The 25,260-nt window shown below is 46.5% G+C and carries 21 protein-coding genes, 2 tRNA genes and 1 pseudogene; 15 read left to right on the top strand and 9 right to left on the bottom strand.

Going from position 1 to position 25,260, the window contains the following annotated elements; all coding sequences use genetic code 11:
* Positions 1–400: 400 nt before the first annotated feature.
* The gene (locus tag BUA56_RS21145; protein WP_072854753.1) at positions 401–1,585 is read right to left on the bottom strand and encodes an iron-containing alcohol dehydrogenase; all 1,185 of its coding nucleotides are present in this window, start codon (positions 1,583–1,585) and stop codon (positions 401–403) included.
* Positions 1,586–1,835: 250 nt separating this feature from the next.
* Here BUA56_RS21145 and glyA point away from each other — a divergent pair, with 250 nt between their 5' ends.
* The gene (gene glyA / locus BUA56_RS21140) at positions 1,836–3,074 is read left to right on the top strand and encodes a serine hydroxymethyltransferase (RefSeq protein WP_072854752.1); all 1,239 of its coding nucleotides are present in this window, start codon (positions 1,836–1,838) and stop codon (positions 3,072–3,074) included.
* A gap of 39 nt (positions 3,075–3,113) precedes the next feature.
* Here the strand turns inward: glyA and BUA56_RS21135 are convergent, their stop codons facing one another.
* A complete protein-coding gene (locus tag BUA56_RS21135; RefSeq protein WP_072854751.1) occupies positions 3,114–3,794 on the bottom strand; it encodes an AroM family protein in 681 nt (226 codons plus the stop codon).
* A 19-nt stretch (positions 3,795–3,813) separates the two neighbouring features.
* A complete protein-coding gene (locus BUA56_RS21130; protein ID WP_072854750.1) occupies positions 3,814–4,755 on the bottom strand; it encodes a DUF1177 domain-containing protein in 942 nt (313 codons plus the stop codon).
* Between the two features lie 365 nt (positions 4,756–5,120).
* Between BUA56_RS21130 and BUA56_RS21125 the strand changes: the two genes are divergently transcribed.
* From BUA56_RS21125 to BUA56_RS21100, 6 genes are all read left to right on the top strand, one after another.
* Positions 5,121–6,779, top strand: coding sequence for an ABC transporter substrate-binding protein (locus BUA56_RS21125; protein ID WP_072854749.1), 1,659 nt, complete (start codon positions 5,121–5,123; stop codon positions 6,777–6,779).
* A 94-nt stretch (positions 6,780–6,873) separates the two neighbouring features.
* Positions 6,874–7,836, top strand: coding sequence for an ABC transporter permease (locus BUA56_RS21120; protein ID WP_072854748.1), 963 nt, complete (start codon positions 6,874–6,876; stop codon positions 7,834–7,836).
* Positions 7,837–8,751 (top strand): ABC transporter permease, encoded by a 915-nt coding sequence (locus tag BUA56_RS21115; protein WP_072854747.1) that lies wholly within the window; start codon positions 7,837–7,839, stop codon positions 8,749–8,751. It abuts the gene before it with no gap.
* A 38-nt stretch (positions 8,752–8,789) separates the two neighbouring features.
* Positions 8,790–9,803: an ABC transporter ATP-binding protein gene (locus tag BUA56_RS21110; RefSeq protein WP_072854746.1), complete on the top strand. Its 1,014-nt coding sequence runs from the start codon at positions 8,790–8,792 to the stop codon at positions 9,801–9,803.
* Complete coding sequence (locus tag BUA56_RS21105; protein WP_072854745.1) at positions 9,796–10,779, top strand: ABC transporter ATP-binding protein; 984 nt, start codon at positions 9,796–9,798, stop codon at positions 10,777–10,779. Before BUA56_RS21110 ends, BUA56_RS21105 begins: the two co-directional genes overlap by 8 nt.
* Positions 10,780–10,813: 34 nt before the next feature.
* Positions 10,814–12,076 (top strand): M20 family metallopeptidase, encoded by a 1,263-nt coding sequence (locus tag BUA56_RS21100; RefSeq protein WP_072854744.1) that lies wholly within the window; start codon positions 10,814–10,816, stop codon positions 12,074–12,076.
* Positions 12,077–12,153: 77 nt separating this feature from the next.
* Here BUA56_RS21100 and trpB read toward each other — a convergent pair whose 3' ends face one another.
* Positions 12,154–13,374 (bottom strand): tryptophan synthase subunit beta, encoded by a 1,221-nt coding sequence (gene trpB, locus BUA56_RS21095; RefSeq protein WP_072854743.1) that lies wholly within the window; start codon positions 13,372–13,374, stop codon positions 12,154–12,156.
* Positions 13,375–13,608: 234 nt separating this feature from the next.
* Here trpB and BUA56_RS21090 point away from each other — a divergent pair, with 234 nt between their 5' ends.
* From BUA56_RS21090 to BUA56_RS21080, 3 genes are all read left to right on the top strand, one after another.
* Positions 13,609–15,006, top strand: coding sequence for an alanine/glycine:cation symporter family protein (locus BUA56_RS21090; protein ID WP_072854742.1), 1,398 nt, complete (start codon positions 13,609–13,611; stop codon positions 15,004–15,006).
* Positions 15,007–15,142: 136 nt separating this feature from the next.
* A complete protein-coding gene (locus tag BUA56_RS21085; protein ID WP_072854741.1) occupies positions 15,143–15,526 on the top strand; it encodes a phasin family protein in 384 nt (127 codons plus the stop codon).
* 2 nt (positions 15,527–15,528) lie between these two features.
* Positions 15,529–17,100, top strand: coding sequence for an ABC1 kinase family protein (locus tag BUA56_RS21080; protein ID WP_072854740.1), 1,572 nt, complete (start codon positions 15,529–15,531; stop codon positions 17,098–17,100).
* Positions 17,101–17,140: 40 nt separating this feature from the next.
* Here BUA56_RS21080 and BUA56_RS21075 read toward each other — a convergent pair whose 3' ends face one another.
* The 4 genes from BUA56_RS21075 to BUA56_RS21060 form a co-directional block, all read right to left on the bottom strand.
* Positions 17,141–20,575, bottom strand: coding sequence for a pyruvate carboxylase (locus BUA56_RS21075; RefSeq protein WP_072854739.1), 3,435 nt, complete (start codon positions 20,573–20,575; stop codon positions 17,141–17,143).
* A gap of 544 nt (positions 20,576–21,119) precedes the next feature.
* A complete protein-coding gene (locus BUA56_RS21070) occupies positions 21,120–22,130 on the bottom strand; it encodes an ABC transporter substrate-binding protein (RefSeq protein WP_072854738.1) in 1,011 nt (336 codons plus the stop codon).
* Positions 22,131–22,294: 164 nt separating this feature from the next.
* Positions 22,295–22,367, bottom strand: a tRNA-Ala gene (locus BUA56_RS21065).
* Positions 22,368–22,427: 60 nt separating this feature from the next.
* Positions 22,428–22,640, bottom strand: coding sequence for a hypothetical protein (locus BUA56_RS21060; protein WP_072854737.1), 213 nt, complete (start codon positions 22,638–22,640; stop codon positions 22,428–22,430).
* Positions 22,641–22,791: 151 nt separating this feature from the next.
* On the opposite strand from BUA56_RS21060, the gene BUA56_RS23085 reads away from it, so the two are divergent.
* The 3 genes from BUA56_RS23085 to BUA56_RS21055 all read left to right on the top strand — a co-directional run bounded on the left by BUA56_RS23085 (position 22,792) and on the right by BUA56_RS21055 (position 23,243).
* Positions 22,792–22,944 (top strand): hypothetical protein, encoded by a 153-nt coding sequence (locus BUA56_RS23085; RefSeq protein WP_158641028.1) that lies wholly within the window; start codon positions 22,792–22,794, stop codon positions 22,942–22,944.
* Between the two features lie 24 nt (positions 22,945–22,968).
* A complete protein-coding gene (locus BUA56_RS23240) occupies positions 22,969–23,118 on the top strand; it encodes a hypothetical protein (RefSeq protein ID WP_167594285.1) in 150 nt (49 codons plus the stop codon).
* A 54-nt stretch (positions 23,119–23,172) separates the two neighbouring features.
* Positions 23,173–23,243: transfer RNA gene (locus BUA56_RS21055), tRNA-Gly, on the top strand.
* A 141-nt stretch (positions 23,244–23,384) separates the two neighbouring features.
* Here the strand turns inward: BUA56_RS21055 and BUA56_RS21050 are convergent.
* A complete protein-coding gene (locus BUA56_RS21050) occupies positions 23,385–23,588 on the bottom strand; it encodes a cold-shock protein (RefSeq protein ID WP_072854736.1) in 204 nt (67 codons plus the stop codon).
* 349 nt (positions 23,589–23,937) lie between these two features.
* On the opposite strand from BUA56_RS21050, the gene BUA56_RS21045 reads away from it, so the two are divergent.
* On the top strand, positions 23,938–24,966 hold the full coding sequence (locus tag BUA56_RS21045; RefSeq protein ID WP_072854735.1) for a proline racemase family protein: 1,029 nt from the start codon (positions 23,938–23,940) through the stop codon (positions 24,964–24,966).
* Between the two features lie 95 nt (positions 24,967–25,061).
* Positions 25,062–25,260, top strand: a pseudogene (locus BUA56_RS23475) (IS1182 family transposase); the annotation flags it as partial.

Here is a 25,260-nt window from a genome sequence, read left to right as displayed (position 1 = left end):
AATGATGAATAATATGAAAAGTGTACAACATTCGACCTTCCCCACACGTTTTCCGTGAATGTGAAGTGAGTCTCTGCCAGGATATAGAAGGGAGTACCGGGGGGACAGGGCCAGTCCAGGGGCCGGGGGATAGGGACAAGTCAGGGAGGTTAAGCGGAGTGAGCCGAAGATCCAGTCCACCAGCTGATTAACGAGGAAGGCTTTCCTGACGAGTTTAGCAGCTGGTAGGACTTAGCTGAGGGGAACGGAGCCTCGAGCTGACTTGTCCCTATCCCCCGGCCTCTGGACTGGCCCTGTCCCCCCGGTACTCCCTTCTATATCCGTCCGTCTGCAACGCTGCGCTGGCCGACTATTTTATCTCGAACTTTACATACACAAAACAATTACACAAAACTATCATTTATCTTGCCATCTTATAAATTTTTACCATATCTTCCCGCTTCAGCACCTTCATCATCCCAATGGTTCTTTTATCCTGGAAACTGCATTTATATGCGAGTTCTTCAATCTGTTCATCGGTTACGTCAATTCCAAGTTCATGGATGGACGTGGGCATCTGAATGGAGCGGAAGAAGTCTTCCATGGCAGCAATTCCTGCAAGGGCAGTCTTCTCATAATCGTTTCCGTCACAGGAGATATTGAAGACATTCGTGGCAAACTGAGCAAAGCGTTCCGGGCATTCTTTGTAGACATAGCGGGCCCAGCTGCCCCATACAGCGGCCAGTCCTGCTCCGTGGGCTACGTCAAACATGCCTCCAAGCTCGTGCTCCAGCTGATGGCAGGACCAGTCGCCTCCCAGGGTAGCACATCCGGTCAGGCCGTTGTGAGAAAGGCTTCCCGCCCACATAACTTCTGCACGGGCGTTATAGTTGGCAGGATCCTGCATCAGGATTCTGGCATTGCAGATTACAGTCTGCATTAAGACTTCGCTGATGCCGTCTGTGAGCTCCATTGTGTCAAATGGAACAAAATAGCGTTCCATGGTGTGCATCAAAATATCTGTACATCCGCTGGCTGTCTGATAAGGAGGAAGGGTATAGGTAAGCTCGGGGTTCATAACAGCGAACTGGCAGCGGCTGATGTCATCGTTGTAGCCCCTTTTAATCCATCCGTCCTCCTTTGTGATGACACAGGAATTGCTCATCTCGCTTCCGGCCGCTGCAATGGTAAGCACACATCCCAGGGGCAGACAGGCCTTTGCCTGGGCCGTCTTGGCAAAATACTCCCATACATCGGTGTCGGGATTAGCGACTCCGTAGGCGATGGCCTTCGAGGAGTCTATGACACTTCCTCCCCCTACAGCCAGAATAAAATCAACATGCTCCTGTTTAGAAAGTTCAATTCCTTCATATACTTTAGATAATCTGGGATTGGGAACTACGCCGCCCAGACTGACATAATCAACCCCTGCGTCCGCGAGAGAAGAGAAGATGCGATCCAGAAGTCCGGAGCGTTTGGCGCTCTCGCTGCCGTAATGCACCAGAACCTTTTGGCAGTTCTGCGCTTTCACCAGAGCTCCCACCTGGTTTTCTGTGTCTTTCCCGAATATTACTTTTGTAGGGGCAAAATATTCAAAGTTTTTCATAGAACAACTCTCCTTTGTTATGTAAAATGTATTACTATCTCTATTAAAACAAATTATTATATAATAGTCAAACGAAACGATAGTGCAAAAATCATAATAAAACCTCGAAAAAAATCAAAAAAATGGTGAAAACAGAGAGAGTGTATTTGTGGGGCGGATATTTGTCTTTTTCTTATTGCAATGCAGTAGTAAAGTGTATATAATGTAATTTGATGCTGTTACTAAAAGGGAGAATTTAAGGAGGAACATCATGTATTCATTTGATGAGATTAAGGCCGTTGATACGGAGATTGCGGAGGCGATAAAAGAAGAAGTAGACAGGCAGAATTCCCATATCGAACTGATTGCATCCGAGAACTGGGTGAGCAAGGCTGTTATGGCGGCTATGGGAAGTCCTTTAACAAATAAATACGCCGAGGGATATCCGGGAAAAAGATACTACGGCGGATGCGACTATGTAGATGTTGTAGAGAGACTGGCAATAGAGCGTGCCAGAGAGCTGTTCGGATGTGAGTATGTTAATGTGCAGCCCCATTCCGGTGCCCAGGCCAACATGGCAGTATTTTTTGCGATCCTGAAGCCGGGGGATACGGTGATGGGGATGAATCTGGCTCATGGAGGACATCTGACCCATGGCAGCCCGGCAAATATGTCAGGGGCATATTTTAACATTGTTCCTTACGGCGTCAACGATGACGGTGTGATTGACTATGACAGCGTAAGAGAGATTGCACTTGAGGCAAAACCAAAGCTGATCGTTGCAGGGGCCAGCGCATATGCGCGGGTGATAGACTTTAAACGCTTCCGGGAGATCGCAGACGAGGTGGGAGCGTATCTGATGGTGGACATGGCACACATCGCCGGGCTGGTAGCTGCCGGTGTACATCCTAGCCCCATTCCATACGCCCATGTAACCACCACAACTACCCACAAAACCCTCAGAGGACCCAGAGGCGGTATGATTTTAAGCAGCAATGAAGTTGCAAAACAGTTTAATTTTAACAAAGCTGTGTTCCCGGGAATTCAGGGAGGGCCATTAATGCATGTGATCGCTGCAAAAGCGGTATGTTTTAAAGAAGCTCTGCAGCCGGAATATAAAGAATACCAGCAGAATATTGTGAAGAATGCCAAGGCACTCTGCGAAGGGCTGCTAAAGAGAGGCATTCATATTGTGTCAGGGGGAACTGACAACCATCTCATGCTGGTAGATCTGCGGGGAACCGGTATTACTGGAAAGGCAATGGAGAAATTACTGGACGAGGCAAATATCACCTGCAATAAAAATGCCATACCAAATGATCCGGAATCACCGTTTGTAACCAGCGGCGTCCGTCTGGGAACGGCAGCTGTGACAGCCAGAGGACTGCAGGAGGCAGATATGGACCAGATAGCTGAGGCAGTATCTCTGATGATTCAGTGTCCGGATAATAAAGAGAAAGCAAAAGCAATTGTGAAAGAGCTTACAGAGAGATATCCTCTGAATGTCTAAAAAAAGGAATGGAGACTTGTATAGGCCTCCATTCCTTTTTTATGCAAATAATTCATTCAGCAGCCGTGCAATATAGGTTCTGGGAAGTATCACAGGCAGCTGGCAGGAGGCATAGATATCCTCCTTCATCCCGCATCCGTATCCCATACAGTCCAGAAGAACAAAGGCCAGGTCTTTTCCTCTGAAAGCCAGTGCCCGCTGCCCCATAAGTTCAGCCTCTTTATATGGAGAGGCTACCACTGGTTCAAAAGCAATGCCGCTGGCAGAAAACCATTCCTCCACCTGAGCAATCTGAGATGCATCCGGTACAAAGAGTCCAATGGGCTTATCCAGCGCCAGCTTTTGTACCAGAGCATGCAGGATGGGCTGAGGGGTGATTAAAAGCTTACTGTGGGTAAACTCCGGAAATTTTCCGGTGCACAGCAAAACAGTTGCCTCTGCACCTTCTTTCTCCGCACGCAGTATACAGTCCTGGACCAGAGGGATCACTGCCCCTTCTGACATGGTTACCTGCCTGCCGTCCCGCATGCGGGAAACCAGAACAGATTCCCCTTCCCCCGGTGCAAACCGGGTGCTGGCCTCTTCAAAGCTGAAGGGATCCAGGGCTCCGTATTCAATTAATTCTATATGCGGGGCCAGCATGGGGCGGATATCCCCGGTAATATCCACACGGGGAGCCTGCCCTATAGTAACAGCCCCTACTCTAATTCTTTTTTTCATAGGATTACCGCTCTGTGTATTATTTGTCCATGTTGCCGAAGGTCTGGAATATTTTCAGATCTCCGTAGAGTTTCAGGAGATAGTTGTATTCCTCTTCATCATAGAAGGAACATTCTCCCTGGCCGTAGGCTTTGGCAACTTCTATGGCAAAGCGAGCGGCGCTCTCCACATCCATGGGATGGCTTGCACCGGTTGCACAGCCTGCCACGGGCTGTTCCGTAGTGATGGCAACTCCTACCACGGGAGCATCGGTGGCAGTGGTGGGCTGCAGCACACTGTTCAGATGATAAACATTATTGCCGTAGGGGGTAATATCCTGCTGAGCCAGGGGAAAGACTGCGGGAAGCTTACCTGTCACACGGGTCATGATGTCCAGGAGATCTGCACTGGTTTTCAGAATGTAGCCCTCTTTTACCGTGGGTGAGATAGCAAAACCATTTACATTAATGACTTTATTTCCCTTGGTGGTATCGATAGAAACAATGGCATCCATCCGTGGATCCACATCCTTTGCATTGCAGGTAGCCATATCAATAGGGGAATTCATAAAGGGGACCGGTTTGTGGTCCTGGGTGGGTGCATCCGGACAGATATGTGTGGAGACAATAACATCTCCTTTTAAGATGTCCCCGTTGGTATGCATCTCTGCTAACTTCAGACCTGCAGCCACAGCGGCAAGAGCTCCGTCACCGTCGGAGACAAAGCCGGTCATCGTAGGGCGGGCGCCCAGACCGCCGAGACGGCCGATGATCCCCAGCGTGGGTGCCGTTCCGCCTGCAGTCTTTCCTTCGGATCCTGCGATGAGAATCTTAATGCTGTCAGTGGTGCCGCGTTCTCCCACGACTGTTTCCATAGAGACCTCTGTGGCCCCTCTTTCTTTCAGCAGTTCAATAATTTCTTTTCCGTTTGCCTGAGGCTTGTCCATTAATTCGAATACTTCTAATACTTGTTTTAATACCATCATTGTCCTCCTTGTACGTACCGTGCCCCGCAGATTTTCATACACTGAAAAACCGGAAACGGCGTTAATAGTACTAACCTAAGTTTACAGAAGTGACATAAAATGTCAATATGCTTTGTGAAAATCATGGTTTAAATGTTAATGGAAATAAAAAAAACAGGAAAAATTTCACAGGACAAAGTCTAAATTATTCATATTTAGGTGAAAATGCTTGATTTCTATGAAATCACAATGTATAATTTTAAGAACAATGAAAGTTGAAAATTCCTATCCTGCATATTTCCGCAGTTTATACCGAGCTTTTAACAGGTGGGAGGGAAGATTCAAAAATTATTGTGAGAATTTCTTAAGGAGGAAAGGTAAGTATGAAGAAGAAATGGATAGCACTCGTCCTTGCAGGTGCTATGGTGATGACCGCTTTCACTGGCTGTGGTAATAAAAAAAGCGATGATTCCGCCACCAAGGACGACAGTGCTGCTACCGAAGAAAGCAGCGGCGAGAGTACGGAGATTGTAAATAAAGAGGCCACAATCGAAGTACCTGAAGAAGTGACAAAGGGAGGAGAACTGAAGATTGCACTGACATCCTCTCCAAAAAATCTGGACCCTGTAAAGTATACGGGTACATACGAAGCACAGATTATTTACCAGGTGTGCGACACAGTTGTAACATACGACAAAGAATTAAAAGAGATTCTGCCCTCTCTGGCAACAGATTGGATCATCAGCGATGACGGTATGGAATATACATTTACCATCCGTGACGATGTATACTTCCAGCCGGGAGAATACCAGGACGGAAGACTGATGACTGCAGAGGACGTGGCATATAATATGAATCGTTCCGCCAAAGAGTCCGCTATGAACCGTCTGGACATGCTGGATCATGCAGAAGCCATTGACGAGACCCACGTAAAAGCAACATTGAAAGCTCCCAGTGCAGTATTCCTTACCGCTTTGACCAATGCAGGAAATGCAATTGTTCCGAAGGAAGAGGTCGAAGGCTGGGGCGAAGAGTTCGGCAATCACTTAGTTGGTACAGGCCCGTACGCTATGGAAAAGTTTGAACTGGATCAGCAGACAACGCTGAAAAAGAACGAAAAGTATTTCATTGGTGAGCCGAACCTGGACACCGTAATCTTTAAAGTGATCACAGATGCTAACCAGGAAGTAAATGCTCTGAGAACCGGCGATGTGGATATTGCCACACAGCTGACCGGAGAGACAGTAAAAATTGTTGCTGAAGACGAAACTGTGAATCTGGAAAAAATGGCAGGCATTCAGATTGGATATGCTTACTTTAACATGGTAAACGGACCGACAGCAGATGCAAAGGTAAGAGAAGCCTTAATAAAGGCAGTTGACTACAAAGAATTGGCTGCCGGTGTATACCAGTACGGCGAAGGTGAAGCGGCTTGTCTTCCTCTTCCGAGAGCGTCCTGGGGCTACGACGAATCTGTAGAGGCAGATGTTCCTTCCTACGATCCGGATGGAGCCAAGAAGCTTCTGGAAGAAGCAGGTTACGGCGATGGCATAACCTTAAATATGTATATTACAAATGAAACTTTCCGTCAGAAAGCTGCAACGATACTGCAGTCCTACTGGCAGGCAATCGGCGTTGAACTGAAGATTAACACAGTAGAGTGGGGTACCTTCAGTGAGACAGCAGCATCCGGAAAAGCAGATGTATTTGCTATGGCCTGGTCCTGGTATCCAGATCCATACTTCTTCTTTGACAAGATGTTTGCAACCTCCGCGATCGGAACTCTTGGAAATGGCCAGGGATACAGCAATCCGGAAGTAGATCAGTTATTATCTGATGCATTGATTGAGACAGATCAGGCGAAGCGTGCTGAGATGTACAAGAAGGCTCTGAAAATCATTACAGATGATAATCCTGGTATCTTCTATGGCAACCCGGCAGAGTGCCTTGGAATCAATCCTAAGGTGCAGGACTTCAATCAGAGAGCTGATGGTACAATCAAACTTTGTACAGCTGAGGAGAATGTCTGGGTAGTACAATAATTTAGAGAGATTATCGACGATAAAGAGGGACGTAGTTTCACTACGTCCGTCTTTTTCGCATAATAAACAACAAAAGAAACGGTGGTGAAAATTAGTGTTAAAGACAATTGTAAAAAGAATTCTGCAAAGCATTCCCACCCTGCTGATTGTAGTAACCTTTACTTTTATCCTGACCCGTATGATTCCGGGAAATCCTGCTCTTACTATGTTAGGCCCTCAGGCGCCGAAAGAATCAGTGGAGCAGTTGGAGGAAGAACTGGGACTCAATAAGAGCAAGGGGGAGCAGTACGTTATTTATCTGAAACAGATTTTAAAAGGAGATTTCGGCAGATCCTACTCTTACAACCAGTCAGTAGTGGAGCTAATTAAAGAGAGGATTCCCAACACACTGGTGATCACACTCACCAGCTTATTAATTGCACTGGTGCTGGGGATGATTGTAGGGATCGTATCTGCGGTGAGGCAGTACTCCATTCTGGACTATATCTTTATGGTGCTGGCCCTCATAGGCGTCTCTATGCCCATTTTCTGGCTGGGTCTGATGCTGGTGCTGGTATTCAGTGTTAATCTGGGCTGGCTCCCGGCGATGGGTATGGGCAGTATGGCTAAGGGTGTCTGGGATGTTGTAAGTCATATGATCCTGCCCTGCTTCTGTCTGTCAACTATCCCTATGGCAACCTTTGCCAGAATTACCCGCTCCAGTATGCTGGAGGTAGTGAATAATGACGCGGTAAAAGCACTCAGAGCCAGAGGCCTGAGAGAAGGCGTGGTTATATGGAAGCATGCGCTGAAAAATGCGCTTCCCCCCATTGTTACCGTTCTTGGCCTTCAGCTGGCTTCTGCGTTTACAGGGGCCATTCTTACAGAAAGTATCTTCTCCTGGCCGGGAATGGGTACTTTAATTGTAAGTGCCATTGACAACAGAGACTACGCGCTGATACAGGGTGTTGTCCTGTTTACAGCAATCGTGTTTGTAGTGATCAACCTGATTGTGGATATTGTATATACAGTAATCAATCCAAGGGTAAGCTATGAAAGCGGGAAAGGAGGCAACTAAATGGCAAAGCAGAAAAATACGGCAACCGCAGAGGTTTTAGGCGCAGAAGCCCATTCCCAGCTTATAAAAAGAGAGAGAAGGGCCAATAATGTCTGGAACAAATTGAGAAGAAATAAGACAGCTATGATCGGGCTTGTAATCGTAGTATTTATGATGCTGATGGCCATTTTAGCTCCCCTGATTGCAACCCACGATCCCAATGCCATTAAGCCCTCTGAGACTTATCTGAGCTTTGGGGAAAAGGGACATATTTTCGGGACCGATGAGTTTGGACGTGATTTATTTTCCCGGATCGTATACGGCGCCAGAGTTTCACTGATTGCGGCTATCGGAGGCACTGTAGTGGGTGCGATTATCGGGATCCTCCTGGGTCTGCTTTCCGGTTATCTGGGAGGTGCTGTGGATGCAGTAATTATGCGTCTTATGGATGGTATGCTGGCATTTCCGTTTGTACTGCTGGCGATTATCCTCATGACGATTCTGGGGTCAGGGCTGCCAAACGTAATTCTGGCCATAGGTATTGGAAATGTGCCCAGCTTCGCCCGAGTCGTCCGGGGACAGGTACATATTGTAAAAAACGAAGAGTACTGCAATGCCGGGCGGGTGCTGGGCGTATCTAACATAAGAATGCTGTTCCGCCACATTCTTCCGAACACCATTTCTCCTATTATCGTATATGCTACGCTCAACGTAGCAGGAGCTATTATATCAGAAGCAACCTTAAGTTTCCTGGGACTGGGGATTTCACAGCCAACCGCATCCTGGGGAAATATATTAAGAGCAGGAAAGGACTGTCTGAATACAGCTCCGCATATTGCAACTATATCAGGTATTTTCATCCTTATCACCGTACTGGGATTCAACCTTTTTGGTGACGGCGTCCGTGACGTGCTGGATCCTAAGATGAAGAAGTAACAGGAAAACAGAAAGCAAAGAACAGTGAGGACGAAAATATGAGTGAAAATTTACTAACAGTTAAAGATTTAAAGACGTATTTCTTCACAGCCAGCGGTGTGTCCAAGGCGGTAGACGGTGTGAGCTTTACTCTGAAAAAAGGCGAGACCATGGGCATCGTAGGAGAATCCGGATCCGGCAAAAGTGTAACCGCTTCGTCGATCATCCGTCTTCTCCCTCCAAAAATCGGAAGGATAGTGGAGGGAACCATTGACTTTGAAGGAAAAGATATTATAAAGCTGAATAAAAAAGAACTGCTGAATTTCAGAGGTAAGGACATAGCGGTTATCTTTCAGGACCCTATGACTTCTCTGGATCCGGTATTTAAGATAGGCAATCAGATGGTAGAAATGATCTGTGCCCACCAGGATGTATCCAAAGAAGAAGCCAGAAAAATGGCAGTGGAGGCCCTTAAAAAAGTTGGGATCCCCCAGCCGGAAAAGCGGATGGAATCCTATCCCTATGAGCTGTCCGGAGGAATGTGCCAGCGTGTTATCATTGCCATGGCCGTATGCTGTAAGCCGAAGATGGTAATTGCAGATGAGCCTACCACGGCTCTTGACGTAACGGTACAGGCCCAGGTGCTTGAACTTCTGCAGGAACTCCAGGATGAGATGGATACCTCTATTCTTCTGATTACCCACAACCTGGGGGTTGTCTGGAAGATGTGCGATACGGTGATGGTTCTCTATGCCGGCAAGACGGTAGAATATGCAGATACGAAAACACTCTACGCACAGCCTCTGCATCCCTATACCTGGGGACTGCTGGACTCCATGCCGAAACTGAGCGATACAGTAAAAGGAGAACTCAATACCATACCGGGTGTTCCGCCGGATCTGCGCCTGACAGGCAATTGCTGTAATTTTTATAACAGATGTCCTTACGCGCAGGAGCGGTGCGGCAAAGAGGTACCGGAGCTCGTGGAAGTGGAACCGGGCCATTTTGTGGCCTGCCACAGGCAGAACAAAGAGAATAAACTGGTGAGAGGAGAGGAAAACCGTAATGAGTGATAAGAAAGTGATACTAAAGGTCAGGAATCTCACCAAAGAATTTAAGATCAGAGCACAGAAGTTCGGGGAACAGCCTCAGATTCTTCACGCCCTGACAGATGTCTCTGTAGATATCTATGAGGGAGAGACCCTGGGAATCATCGGAGAGTCTGGCTGCGGCAAATCAACGTTTGGTAAGTGTCTGGTTCAGCTGCACAAAGCGACTGCGGGCAGCGTGGAGTACGACGGCCGGAATATCTTTGAACTAAAAAAAGAAGACTTGAAAAATCTAAAAAGAGATATTCAGATGGTATTCCAGGACCCTTTTTCTTCTCTGGACCCCCGTATGACGGCGGGAAAACTGGTAGAAGAGCCAATGATTGTCCATAAGGTAGTTACAGATAAAGCAGAGAGAAGCAGGAAAGCTCTGGAGCTTCTCCAGACCGTGGGACTGGATGTGCAGCACGTACACCGCTATCCTCACGAGTTCTCCGGAGGGCAGAGGCAGCGTATTAACGTGGCCAGAGCCCTGGCATTGAACCCAAAGCTGATTGTCTGTGATGAGCCTGTATCGGCTCTGGATGTATCCATTCAGGCGCAGGTTCTGAACTTATTTAACCAGCTGCAGAAAGAATATAACCTGACGTATGTGTTTATCTCTCATGATCTGAGTGTAATCAAACACATCAGCGACAGAATTGCCATCATGTATCTGGGAAGAATTGTAGAGCTCTGCGATGCAAACAGCATTTACGAGAATCCGCTGCATCCCTATACACAGGCATTGTTATCTGCGATTCCCCCGGAATCTCCCTTTGAAAAAAGAGAGCGTATTGTTCTTTCCGGTGAAATCCCAAGCCCTATCGGAGAGCAGAAGGGATGTCCTCTGGCAAAACGCTGTCCGAAATGTATGGAGCGATGCAAGACAGATGCCCCGCAGTTAAAAGATGTGGGTGACGGACACCATGTAGCCTGCTTTTTATTCGATGATAAATAAAGAAGCCAAATTATGAAAAGGAAGTGTGTGGAACATGAGCTGTAAATCAAGAGATGAAGTATTGGAACTTGCAAAAAGCAAACTGGACGAACTCATAAAGCTTACCTCGGATTTGATTAAAATTCCAAGTGAGAATCCTATAGGCAGCCAGAGAGACGTGATTGATTTTGTAAAAAATTATCTGAGTGAGGCGGGGATTCCCTGTGAGGAAGTGGGATGCAACCCTGACTTTCCCTGTGTAGTAGCTAAGATCGGAAAAGATGAGGGCTTCAGCGTTATTTTAAACGGACATGTTGACGTGGTTCCGGCAGGGGACAGGGCACAGTGGGAGTTTGAGCCTTTCTCCGGAGAGATCACAGATAAGTGTATTCTTGGAAGAGGAACCTCTGATATGAAAGCCGGCGTTGCCGGAGTTCTCTTTGCAATGAAAATCCTGGCAGAATCCGGGGCGGAATTGAACGGAAACATCCGTCTTCACATCGTGTCTGACGAGGAAAGCGGCGGCCAGTTCGGTACTAAGTGGCTGTGCGCCAACGGGTATGCAGATAATGCAGATGCCTGTCTGGTGGCGGAGCCTACAGGCCACAATACCATTGAGATAGGACAGAAGGGAAGAGTAGACCTGGTATTAAAATCCTACGGAAAATCTGCCCATGGAAGTCTGGCCGGCTTTAAGGGAGAGAATGCCATTCTGAAGCTTATAAAAGTGCTGGAGAATATAAACATGCTCAGGGAGATCGAGGGCTGCTATAAAGAAAGCCAGGCCCAGGCCCTGATCAACTCTAAGCTGATTGCAGACCAGAAAAATGGGGCCGGCACAGGGGACGTGATTGACCATGTATCTGCCAATGTGGGGATGATCAAAGGTGGAACGCGGCCCAATATGGTGCCGGATTACTGTGAGGTAACCGTGGATCTGCGCCTTCCTATTGGAGTAGGTGCCAAAGAGATAGAAGACTGTGTGAAAAAGGTTATTGAGAAGAGCGGCGTTACAGGCGTAGAGTACGAGCTGGATTTCCAGACCTTTGGAAACTATACAGAGATTGATGCACCCATTGTGGAAGCAATTAAGAAACATGCGGAGGCGCTTTGGAAGGATGAGGTGCTGCCCGCGTATCAGTGGGCATCCAGCGATGCAAGGGACTACCGGGTGAAAGATATTCCGACCATTCAGTACGGCCCGTCCAACACGGTAGGGATTCATTCCTATAATGAAACCGTGGATATTGAAGATGTGAAAAATGCAGGGCAGATTTATCTGCTGTCCCTCTGCGATCTGATGGGGATTGCAGATTAGAAAAAAGAGGAGTCAACTTCGGTGGCTCCTCTTTTTTCTATGATATGCAGACGGGAGCGTGCACCCTCCCAATCTGTCTATTTGGACAGGAACTGTTCTCCGTATCCGTAATGTTCTACTACATAATCAAGATCCTTGTCTCCCCTGCCGCTTAAGCAGACAAGGATAGAACCCTGTCCCATTTCCTGCGCTTTTTTGGTGGCATAGGCGACTGCATGAGAACTTTCTATTGCGGGGATAATACCCTCATAGCGGGAGAGCTCAAAGAATGCCTTCATGGCGTCATTGTCATCCACAGTTGTATATTGAACTCTTCCAAGATCATGGAGAAACGCGTGTTCAGGACCTACAGAGGGATAATCCAGCCCGCTGGCAATGGAATAAACCGGGGCGGGCTCTCCTTTTTCATCCTTCAGCATTATGCTCTCAAATCCATGCATGATACCCTTTTCTCCATATGTCATTGAGGCAGCGTGGTCTCCCAGATGGGAACCCCGTCCCAGAGGTTCGATTCCCACAATATCTACCGGATCCTCTAAGAAAGGCACAAACATTCCGATGGAATTGCTGCCCCCGCCAACACAGGCGCATACCACATCGGGAAGCAGACCGGTCATTTCCTTAAACTGATCTCTGGCTTCATCCCCTACAACCGCCTGGAAGTCCCGAACCATGAGTGGAAAGGGATGAGGCCCTAATGCAGATCCGATGCAGTAAATAGAGTCTTTATAATTCTTGGCATAAGATTCAAAGGCAGAATCCACAGCCTCTTTTAAGGTCTTTAAGCCATGTGTCACAGGAACTACATTGGCGCCCAGTATCTTCATTCGGGTAACATTGGGGGCTTGCTTGGCAATATCCACTTCACCCATATGAATCTCGCATTCTAAGCCGAAGAAAGCAGCGGCAGTGGCAAGGGCAACGCCATGCTGGCCGGCGCCGGTTTCTGCAATCAGACGCTTTTTCCCCATAAATTTAGCCAGAAGACCTTCTCCCATACAGTGGTTAAGCTTATGGGCACCTGTATGATTCAGATCTTCTCTTTTTAAATAAATCTGGCAGTTTCCGTACATTTTGGAAAGCCGCTCACAGTGATATACCGGGGTTGGACGCCCCTGGAATTCCCGTCGGATTCTTCTGAGTTCACTGATAAACTGGGAAGAATGGCAGATGGTCTGATAGGCATCTGAGATCTCTTCAAATGCGGGTTTTAACTCATCAGTCAAAAATGCCCCGCCATAGGAACCGAACCAGCCATCCTTGTCCGGGTAGTTTCTTAAATATGTTCTGTAATCCATAATTACCTCCCTGATTGGATGCCATAATAAGGCAGCACTCTTTGTTTATTATAGCACAGGAGAGAGGGATAAAAAACAGTTATCACAGATAAAACTGTTGGAAATGGGAGGATATTGCACTAATATGGTTGTTATTCTCCAGGATTTATAATACAATACAGAGGATGCTGAGCCAAAATCGTGGGAAAATGAGGCGCAGACAGCAAATTGATATAGGTATCAGGAGGAAAAAGAATGTTGGATGTAATAAATCAGTGGATTGCCCAGGCAAATGATTTTTTGTATGGCTATATCCTCATTGCTCTGCTGGTGATCAGCGGCGTATATTTTACGATTCGTACCAAATTTGTGCAGATACGGTTATTTCCGGAGGCAATCCGTGTTCTGACAGAGAAGAAGAAGGAAAAGACAGGAGTTTCTTCGTTTCAGGCATTAATGATCTCAACTGCCTCCAGAGTGGGGACGGGAAATATCGCAGGGGTAGCCACCGCGCTTTCCATGGGAGGTGCCGGAGCCATTTTCTGGATGTGGGTGATGGCCATAGTGGGAAGCGCCTCTGCCTTTGTAGAGAGTACACTGGCCCAGGTCTATAAAGAGAGGGACGGGGAGGTGTTCCGGGGCGGTCCTGCCTATTATATTCAGTATGCACTGGGGCAGCGCTGGCTGGGAATCATTTTTTCAATCTTACTTATCGCGTGCTTTGCTTTTGGCTTTAATGCCCTTCAGTCCTTTAATGTGAGCTCCGCCTTTGCGTATTATGTGGAGGATTACGCTAACAGCAGCGTGCCCATGATCATAGGGCTGATCCTGGCAGCGGCTACCGCTCTGGTTATTTTTGGAGGCGTTCAGAGAATAGGTATTATTACCTCAGGAATAGTACCTGTGATGGCGCTTCTTTATATTGTTTTAGGGCTTTATATTACCTGTACCAATCTGGGGAGGCTTCCGGACATATTTGGAGAGATCTTCGCCGGCGCTTTCGATTTTAAATCCATTGCAGGAGGGTTTGCAGGCTCCTGTGTCATGTACGGGATCAAAAGAGGGCTTTTCTCCAACGAGGCGGGTATGGGTTCTGCCCCCAACGCAGGGGCAACAGCAGATGTTTCCCATCCTGCGAAACAGGGAATGGTTCAGATGCTCTCCGTATTTATAGATACTATTTTAATCTGTACCACCACGGCAATGATGCTGCTGAACTTTGGGACAGGCAACAAAGAGCTTACCGGGATGCCTTATGTCCAGCAGGCTGTGAATGCTGAGGTAGGGGCGTGGGGAATACACTTTATCACAGTATCTATTTTCCTGTTTGCGTTCAGTTCTCTCATTGGAAACTACTGCTACGCAGAGTCAAATCTGAAATTTATAAAAGACAGTAAGGGTCTGCTTTTCGTCTTTCGTATCATTGTAGTGGGTGTGGTGTTTGTAGGTGCACAGGCTAATTTCGATACCGTCTGGAATCTGGCCGATGTGCTCATGGGACTGATGGCTATAGTGAACATCGTAAGTATTATTCTTCTGAGCAAGATATCTATGAAAGTAATGAACGATTATACCAGACAGAAAAAAGAAGGAAAGGATCCGCAGTTTCATCCAGACAAGCTGGGAATTAAAAACACCCAGTGCTGGAAATAGATTATAGATTGGTAAGAATCATAAATTATTAATAAAATCTTTCTGTAAATGCGGAAATCGTCTGATAATATGTTATACTATAGAAGTATCATACGAAGAAACTTTCGGAATTGCAGAAAAAGAAAGGAAGGTCCTTATGGAGATAGGTGAAGGATTAAAGAAAATATTTTTGGCAGGAGTAGGCGCAGTGGCCACTACAGCGGAGTCCGCCAAGGAAATTGTGGACACCCTGGTAAAAAAAGGTGAGATTACAGTTGAACAGGGAAAAGTTCTCAACGAAGAACTGAAGCGCAGCGCCAAAGAAAAAGTAAATGATCATGTCACAGTTAACATCGTAAAGGAATACCGAGATGCCATGAAAGCTGTGGATCATATGACAAAAGAAGAGTTAGACGAATTAAAAGAAAAGATTGCCAACCTGGAAAGACAGGCGGCAGAGGAAGCAAAAGACGATGACTGCGGTTGCGAAGAGACAGAAGAAGAGGCAGACGCAGAGGACGAAAAACAGGAAGAGGAATAAACATGGAGACTTCGGGCAGCCGGCTGAGCGAGATACTCTGTGTGCTGAAGAAGCATCATATAACCAAAGGGCTGACTCCTGTAAAACTGAGGGAGATTCTTGAGGATCTGGGACCTACGTATGTAAAGCTGGGACAAATTATGTCCATGCGGTCAGACATGCTCCCGGAGGCTTACTGTAAAGAATTGACCAGACTGCGGACACAGGTAAAGCCCCTTCCATATGAGACAATTAAAGATGTCATTGAAAAAGAGCTGGGAAGGCCTGCGGAGGAATTGTTTTCTGAAATTTCTCCAGAGCCTCTCGGCTCTGCTTCTATTGCCCAGGTACATCCAGCACGTCTGAAAAACGGGGACAGAGTGGTGCTGAAGGTGCAGCGTCCGGCCATAAAGGAAATTATGGCAAATGATATTGAACTGATGATGCGGGCGGTGAGGATCCTGAAAATCACTATGGGAACCGGAGAGCTGATTGATTTCAAAATGATTATCCAGGAGCTCTGGAAAACATCCCAGGAAGAGATGGATTTTACGCGCGAGGCGGGCAACTGTGACTTATTTTATGAAAATCAGAAGGATATTGCCTACGTCACATCCCCCCGGGTATATCATGAATATACAACGTCTAAGCTTCTGACTATGAATGATATCGAGGGCGTACAGATAGATCAGACAGAGCGTCTGACGGCGCTGGGGTATGACATGGAGGAGATCGGCAGAAAAGCAGCGGAAAATTACTGCAAGCAGATCCTTGAGGACGGCTTTTTTCATGCGGATCCTCATCCGGGGAACCTTTGGATCTCCGGCGGACAGGTGGCATGGCTGGATCTGGGAATGGCAGGGCATCTGTCGGAGCACAATAAGATGCTTCTGAAACGGGCGATTATGGCACTGCTGAAGAATGATATGTATGAGCTGAAGAATGTGCTCCTGGCGCTTGGTGAGGCAAAGGAACGGGTGAATCATGCAAGGCTGTACACAGATATTGATGATATTGTGAGCAAATACATGACTATGGATTTCGGCAATATGAGACTGGGTGAACTGATTGAAAAGCTTCTGGATCTTGTAAAAGAGCATCACATAGCCATCAATACGGATATCACCCTGCTGGGAAGGAGCATGATTACCATGGAGGGCACCTTAAGTGCCTGTGCACCGGAGGTAAATATACTCCAGATTCTCTCTAACTATATGTCTTCTCTGCTGTTCCGGGAAATGGACCTGAAAAAGGAACTCAGGCATAAAGGGCGTCTTTTGTATACTTCCCTGGATAAGTATATGGAGATCCCTGCACAGCTCTCCGATCTTCTGAATATAACGAAGAATGGCCAGACAAAGCTGAATCTGGATCTTGTGGACAGCAAAAAGATGCAGGAAATATTTCAGAGAACAGCAGACCGCCTGGTGTGTGGGATTCTGGCCGCTGCGCTGTTTATCGGTGCCGGGTTATTCTGTCTCACAGACATCAGTCCTCAGATACTGGGAATGCCATGGAATAGTTTCTTGGGATTTGTACTGTTCTGTCTGCTGCTGATTGGGCTGTTCCTGGGCACAATCAGCAGAAAAAAGTAAGAGGCGGGCCTCGAAGAGAAGCCCCCTCTTACTTTTTCTTTTAACGGATAGTCATCAACAGCTCTCCGGCTTTGATTTCTTTGCCTTCTTTGACGTATACCTGATCCACAACTCCGTCCATCAGGGCGGCTACATTGGTCTCCATCTTCATGGCTTCTACCACAGCCAGAACCTGATTTTTGGTAACCTTGTCTCCTGGTTTTACATGTACCTGGCTGACAAGGCCCGGAATGGAGGCGCCTACGTGGCTGAGATCAGAGGGATCAGCCATTGGGATAGACTCAACGGTAACCTTTGCGCTCCGGTCGGTGACCGCAACCTCTCTGCGTATCCCGTTCAGCTCAAACATCACATTCCGGGTTCCGTCCGGATTTGCATCGCCTTTGCCCAGATATTTGATTACGAGAGTTTTTCCGTCTTCAATGTTTACTTTGTTGGTTTCGCCTTCTGCCAGGCCATGGAAGAATACATGGCTGCCCAGCCGGGTGATATAGCCGTACTCCTTGCGGTTCTTCAGAAAGTCTTCCACAACCTTGGGATAGAAGCACCAGCTGATTACCATTCTCCAGTTGGGAGACGGGATAAATTCCTCCAGGCGCTTTCTGGCGGCGTCGAAGTCCATGGGAGGAAGCAGTTCCCCCGGGCGGCAGGAGATTGGCTCTTCTCCTTTCAGGACCACCCGCTGGAGATCTTCCGGGAATCCCCATTCAGGCTGCCCCATCATACCCTTGAAGTAGCTGACAACAGAGTCCGGGAAGTTCATGGTTTCCCCTCTCTCCACAATGGTTTCCGGGGTCAGGTCATTTTGAACCATAAAGATTGCCAGGTCACCTACCATTTTAGAGGACGGCGTTACCTTTACCAGGCCTCCCAGCATAGTATCTACCGTCTTATACATCTTTTTGACCTCATCAAAACGATGTCCCAGACCCAGACTTTCTACCTGAGGCTTCAGATTCGTATATTGGCCTCCTGGAATCTCGTACTCATAGATATCGGTGGCGGGATATTTGATGCCGCCTTCGAAGGCTCCATACCGATCTCTTACATCACACCAGTAGTCAGACAATCCCTGCAGCCGCTCAAGGCTCAGGCCGGTATCACGGTCCTGTCCCTCCAGGGCAGCTACCAGAGAATTCATAGAGGGCTGGCTGGTGAGGGAGGACATGCTGGAAATAGCAACATCTGCGATATCTACACCAGCTTCTGCAGCCATAAGAAGGGTAGCGATTTGGTTTCCGCTGGTATCATGGGTGTGCAGGTGTATGGGAAGCCCAATTTCCTCTTTCAGGGCTTTTACCAGCTTGTATCCTGAATAAGGCTTCAGCAGGCCGGCCATATCTTTGATGCAAAGTGTGTGAGCCCCTGTTTTTTCAAGCCGCTTCGCAAGGTTTACATAATAATTCAAGGTGTATTTATCATCTTTTGGATTTCCCACATCTCCTGTATAACAGATCGTGGCTTCGGCGATTTTATTCTGGTTTAAGACCTCATCCAGGGCAACCTCCATTCCGGGTACCCAGTTCAGAGAGTCAAACACGCGGAAAACATCTATGCCGCTGCGTGCCGATTCTTTGATAAATTCCCGAATCAGATTATCCGGATAATTGGTATAGCCTACGGCATTGGCTCCCCGCAGAAGCATCTGGAAGGGGATGTTTGGTATCTTTTCCCGGAGCATATCCAGGCGTTCCCAGGGGGACTCTTTCAGAAAGCGGTATGCCACGTCAAAAGTAGCGCCTCCCCACATTTCCAGGGAAAATGCATCTGCCAGAGCTTCTGCGGTGGCATCCGCGCCCTTTACCATATCCCTTGTCCGAACTCTTGTTGCCAGAAGGGACTGATGGGCATCTCTCATAGTGGTGTCAGTGATCAGGAGCTTTTTCTGGTCCAGAACCCACTGCTTTACAGCTTCAGGACCCTTAGTATCCAGGAGCTGCTTCAAGCCCGGCTTCTTCTCCCCGGTCAGTTTCGGGAAGCGGGGAGTGTCGTACATACGCTGTCCTGCCGTGGGATCATTGACTACAATATTTCCTATGTATTTCAGCATCTTGGTCGCCCGGTCTTTGGAGTCCCTGATGATAAATAATTCAGGCGTTTCATCGATAAATTTTGTATGGCATTTTCCAGCGCGGAACATTGGGTGTATAAGGATATTGTCAATGAAGCCGATATTGGTTTTTACTCCGCGGATACGGGTTTCATTCAATGCGCGCAGGGCTTTGTTGCAGGCTCCCTCAAAGGTACTGTCATGGGTAGTTATCTTTACAAGAAGACTGTCGTAGTAAGGTGTTATCTCAGCCCCTGCGTAAGTATTGCCCCCATCTAAACGGACACCAAAACCGCCGCCTGTACGGTAAGCCGTAATTTTGCCCGTATCGGGCGCAAAATTGTTCTGGGGATCTTCGGTTGTAATCCGGCACTGGATTGCATATCCATGACCCTTCACATCCTCCTGACTGGTAATGCCAATCTCCGGCTCAGCCAGTGTCTTTCCCTCAGCGATCAGGATCTGCGCCCGAACGATGTCAATGTCTGTAATCATCTCGGTAACTGTGTGCTCTACCTGTATCCGCGGATTCATCTCGATAAAATAATGATTTCCCTGCTTATCCACCAGGAATTCCACGGTACCGGCGTTCACATATCCAACCTCTTTTGCTATTTTGACTGCATCGCCGCAGATCTCTTCTCTCTTTTCACTGCTCAGTGTAAGTGCCGGAGTGAACTCTACCACCTTTTGGTATCTGCGCTGAAGCGAGCAGTCACGCTCAAACAGATGAACTACATTTCCGTGCTTATCCGCAAGGATCTGCACCTCAATATGTTTTGGCTCTTCCAAAAACTTCTCTATAAAAATATCCCCGCATCCAAATGCTTTTAAGGCCTCACTCTGGACCAGCGGGAAGGTATCAATCACTTCCTGCTCAGTATCGCACCGGCGCATGCCTCTTCCTCCTCCCCCGGCGGAGGCTTTCAGTATCACAGGAAAACCGTAGGACACGGCCCTTTTTGCAGCATCCTCTGCATTCGTCAGAGGAACCTTAGAACCTGGTATCGTTGGAACCTGACAGCGCTTAGCGATTTCTTTGGCGCTTAATTTATCTCCCATCTGTGCCAGGACATCAGAAGGCGGCCCTATAAATTCTATTCCGTTTTCCTCGCATGCTCTGGCAAAAGCGGCATTTTCTGACAAAAATCCGTAACCCGGATGAATGGCATCAACGTGGTGCTTTTTGGCGATATCAATCATCAGGTCAATATCCAGGTAAGCGCCCAGAGGGCTTTTATTTTCACCGATCATATAGGATTCATCGGCCTTTACCCGAAAGATGTTGTATTCGTCCTCCTTTGAGTACACTGCTACTGTGTTCAGTCCCAGGTCATAGCAGGCCCGGAAGATGCGGATAGCGATTTCCCCACGGTTTGCCACCATTACTTTACGGAAATCTTTCGTTTTTGCTACTTGATTCATGTTTCTCCTCCTTAGATTATGTAAACCATCACCGGCAGCTGCCATGGGTTTACACCCCATCATACTTTTATATTATTTTTTTCTATATCAAAAAATATCCCTGCAGGTCTACTACATCCTTTGCTGCCGGCGCCCTGCAATTTGATTCATTCCCCCCAGGATTGAATCGGTTCGAGGCGGTCAGGAGTATTTCCCGTAGAACGTTCAGGATATTTCATTATTGTCTATGCATATTGTTTGGGGTATGTAAGAACTAAGATGCCGCTGCATGCAAATCTTTAGGGAAAGAAGCCATTAAGAAAGTACATAAGAAGTAATGTATGGTTTCTTTCAGATAACCGTCACTGTATCTCGAAACAGATAGTGATAGTACATATTATACTTAGCATTTTGAAAAATATCAATTAAATATTTATTAAAATACCAAAAAAAGAAAGAGATAAAATAAAATCCTGCAAAAAACGACTAATAACAGCGTAAAAATAGCCCTCCGTGCATTATTTGCGCGGAGGGCATGCAAAAGATGATGGAGTGCAGACGAAGACTATTTTGCAGCCTTTTCTGCAAATGAAGTGTTAACCAAATCCTTATAATCTACTCTGGCATCCAATTCTCCTGAGCTTTCCAAGATATCCTGAAGAAGATCCAGACTGGACTTTTCAAAGATCAGATTGTCTTTCCAGGTGTCCTGATCATAATACCGTTTCACAATAGTGGTAATCGTATCCAGGTCTGTCTCCTCAAACTGAGGAGCAATCACCTTCGCGATTTCTTCCGGTGTATGTGTCTGGACATAATCCATTCCTTTCTGGAGTGCATTGGTGAAACTCTGGATAATCTCCGGGTTCTTCTCCATAAAACTGTTCTTAGCACTGTATGCCGTGTAGGGAACATAACCGGAGTCTACACCTACAGAGGCTACAACATAGCCTTTTCCCTCTTTTTCCAGAGCAGTGGCGCTTGGCTCGAACTCAACCGTGAAATCTCCCTGTCCTCCGGAGAAAGCCGCGGCAGTAGAACCAAAGTCTATGCTCTGGTCAATGGCAACATCCTTTTCCGGATCAATGTCATTCTGGCGGAGTACATATTCAAATACCATTTCCGGCATTCCGCCTTTTCTTCCCCCTAAGACGTTTTTATCCTTAATATCTGACCACTGGAAGTTATCCATCTTCTCTCTGGCCACCAGGAAGTTTCCTGCGCGCTGTGTCAGCTGGGCAAAGTTTACAACCGGATCGTTGGCGCCTTCCTGGTAAGCGTAGATGGAAGCTTCAGCGCCCATGAAACCGATATCTGCTTCCCCGGACAGTACTGCGGTCATAGTCTTATCCGCGCCGAAACCTGTCACCAGTTCCAAATCAATTCCTTCCTCCTGGAAATATCCCTCCTCAATGGCCACATACTGAGGCGCATAGAATATGGAATGGGCAACTTCATTTAATGTAACCTTTGTAAGTTTTTCCTCTTTATCTGCAGAAGTGTCTTTCTGGCATCCGCCTAGGGCAGCTAATACCGTTACCATTAAAGTAACAATAGCGATTAATCTTTTATGCATTACAGTCCCCCGTAAATCTTTCCTGGTATAGTATATTGAGTAAGAGGAGAAAGTGTGACAGAAGCAGAGGACTGTATTGCTGCCGGAAAACAGCAAAAAAATAAAACCGCCCGGTATGGACGGTTCCTTATTTTTGAAAGCCTAATAAAACGCTGTTCTTTACATGGAGCATACGGGATTCGAACCCGTGACCTCCACACTGCCAGTGTGGCGCGCTCCCAGCTGCGCCAATGCCCCATTGCCATCGTAAGTCCGATGCTTGTATATTATAGCACAGGTATTAAAAAAATAAAAGTGCTATTTTTTATTTTCTGAGTTTTCTGAGGCGTTTTTTTCCCGCTCTTTCCTGGCAAGACGCTGGAGATCCAGCCAGGTAAGTGTACCTGCGATGATAAAGTACCAGATAATGGGAGTGACTACTGCCTGGATATTCGTACTGGGGTGAAAGAAATTCGTCTGCATCATGGCAATAACAGCCAAAATTGATATAATGATATTTTTGAACAACATACCCTTCTTTTCCTCTGCCAAGCAGAGAGATGACCTTTTTACAGTATATGCTGCCTGGGTTGTATTCTTTTCCTAACATAGAATGAAATATCCTGCGCATACTAAAAGCATCAAGGCACAGCAGAGGCTGGCTGAGTGAAAGGAGAATATTATGATGGAGATAAATCTGGTACCGGAGCAGAGCGGCACTGACTGCCACCGCAGCAATCCCCAGGAAGTGGTGACGGAGTTTCCAAAGGAAATGGATCTGGTCCCCGGAGAAAAAGACGATCGTCCCAGAAAGGACGGACCCGGCGGGGAATAATGTAGAAAGGGATTAGGTGATAAAATGTCTTATGTGGCTCCTCAGGTCAGGGATAAGTTTGAAACCTTGTCTGTAGACCTGAAAAATATAATACTTGAAAAGAATGTTCAGATTAATAATCTTCACGATTTAATCAGGGTTTTGGAGGAAATTGTGAAAGAAGGAGAAGAATAGTAAAAACTAACCATTGACTATTCTGCAAAATGCGTTATAATAATAAATGTCAATGCAGATATGGTTCATCGGTAGAATGCTAGCTTCCCAAGCTGGAGAGGGGGGTTCGACTCCCCTTATCTGCTTACTAAAACCCTTGTTTATTCAAGGGTTTCTTTTTTTGTGTTGCATTCTTTATCCAATTAAAAGGCCAACGGCATTTATGCTTCATAAAAAGCATAATACCGTTGGCCTGTACTTATGACCGCCTTTACAATTGCCTGTGCTTAGGCAACACAAACATTAACTGCCTGTAAACCACGCTGTCCGTTTGTAATATCAAATGTTACAGACTGACCGTCTTCCAGTGTTTTGAATCCGTCCATGGCAAGTCCTGAGAAGTGTACAAACACTTCTTCGTTTGTCTCGTTGTTGGTGATGAAACCATATCCCTTAGTTGAGTTAAACCATTTTACTGTACCTTTATTCATGAAAGATACCTCCTTAAAAATAATATTATATTTATCCTAAAACAAAAAAACACATAGTAATGTAAATCAAAAAGTGATTACATAACTATGTGAAATCAATCTTAATTCAAAATACTTTGTAAGTATAGCATGTAAAACCATAAGTGTCAAGCAAAAAAAATCGACAAAAAAACAAGTAAGAATATTCTAAAAAAAGCATAAAAAAACCCTTAGGAAAAGGTGAAAAAACTATTGACAAATGGCTGTTTAGCAAACATAATATAGACTATAGTATAGAATACGGTCCAAGACAAAGGATGTCGAAAAGTCGAATCTTCTCGATGTCCTTTTTGTAAGAGGGAGGCACATTATGGATTGGATATCCAAAATACCAGGAATTGAAACTTCTTTTACAACAATTGACTCTCATACCATGGGAGAACCTACGAGAATCGTAGTGGAAGGCTTTCCGGAACTGGAAGGAAAGACGATGATCGAGAAGAAGAAATTCTTAGAAAAAAATTATGACAAATACCGTACAGCACTTATGCTGGAGCCCAGAGGGCACAGAGATATGTTTGGAGCAGTGATTACGAAGCCGGTACATCCGGAAGCAGATTATGGCGTCATTTTTATGGACAGCGGCGGATGCCTGAATATGTGCGGGCACGGAAGCATCGGAACTGCCACGGTTTTAGTTGAGACTGGCATGGTGGAAGTGAAAGAGCCTTATACGGAGGTGACATTGGAAGCCCCTGCAGGTTTAATTCGCACAACCATTAAGGTTGAGAATGGAAAAGCAGTGGAAGTTACGATTCGTAATGTGCCGGCGTTCTTATATAAAGAGGCAGTGACAGCAGAGATTGAAGGATATGGCCCGATTACCTTCGATATATCTTTCGGAGGAAGTTTTTTTGCTCTAGTCAATGCAGATAAGCTGGGTCTGGATATTGTTCCGGAGAACCTCAGAGAGTTCCAGGATCTGGGAATGGCACTGCTGAATAAAATCAATGCCACCATGGAGATTCAACATCCGGAGCTGGATATTAATTCTGTGGACCTGGTAGAGTTTTACGGTGATTCCACACAGGAAGAAGCAAACTTGAAGAATGTAGTAATTTTTGGGGCCGCGCAGGCGGACCGTTCCCCCTGCGGAACAGGCACAAGTGCCAAGGTAGCGGCCCTGTATTCCAAGGGAAGACTGGGATTGAACGAAGATTTTATCTACGAGAGTATCACGGGTTCTCTTTTCAGGGGAAAAGCGGTTGAGACAACAAAGGTAGGCACCTATGATGCGATTGTACCTAAGATTACAGGAAGTGCATATATTACCGGAATCAATCAGGTTATTATCGATAAGGATGACCCTCTGAAATATGGTTTTTTAATGGGAGACTGAGAAAAGGGGCTGTGAAAAAAGTCCCGTAAAAAAAGAACGCTTTCAGGTATACAAACCTGGAGGCGTTCTTCTTTTTGTGGTAAAATTAATCTACTATGAACAATAATACCGAGAAATATTATACCGCAAAACAGGGAAGGCTGCCACTGTTTTTTTCGGATTGTCTGGATCTCTGTGATCCAGTATTAGTATTTGACAGAATCATGGAGGAGATTGGAATAGAAAGATATCTTAGGCCAGAGCCCTCACATAAACTGGGCCGGCCCGGATATAATCGGGTCAACATGCTAAAGA

This window comes from Lactonifactor longoviformis DSM 17459, assembly GCF_900129135.1.
GTDB classification, from domain to species: Bacteria; Bacillota; Clostridia; order Lachnospirales; family Lachnospiraceae; genus Lactonifactor; species Lactonifactor longoviformis.
This window is presented reverse-complemented; position numbering and strand designations above follow the sequence as displayed.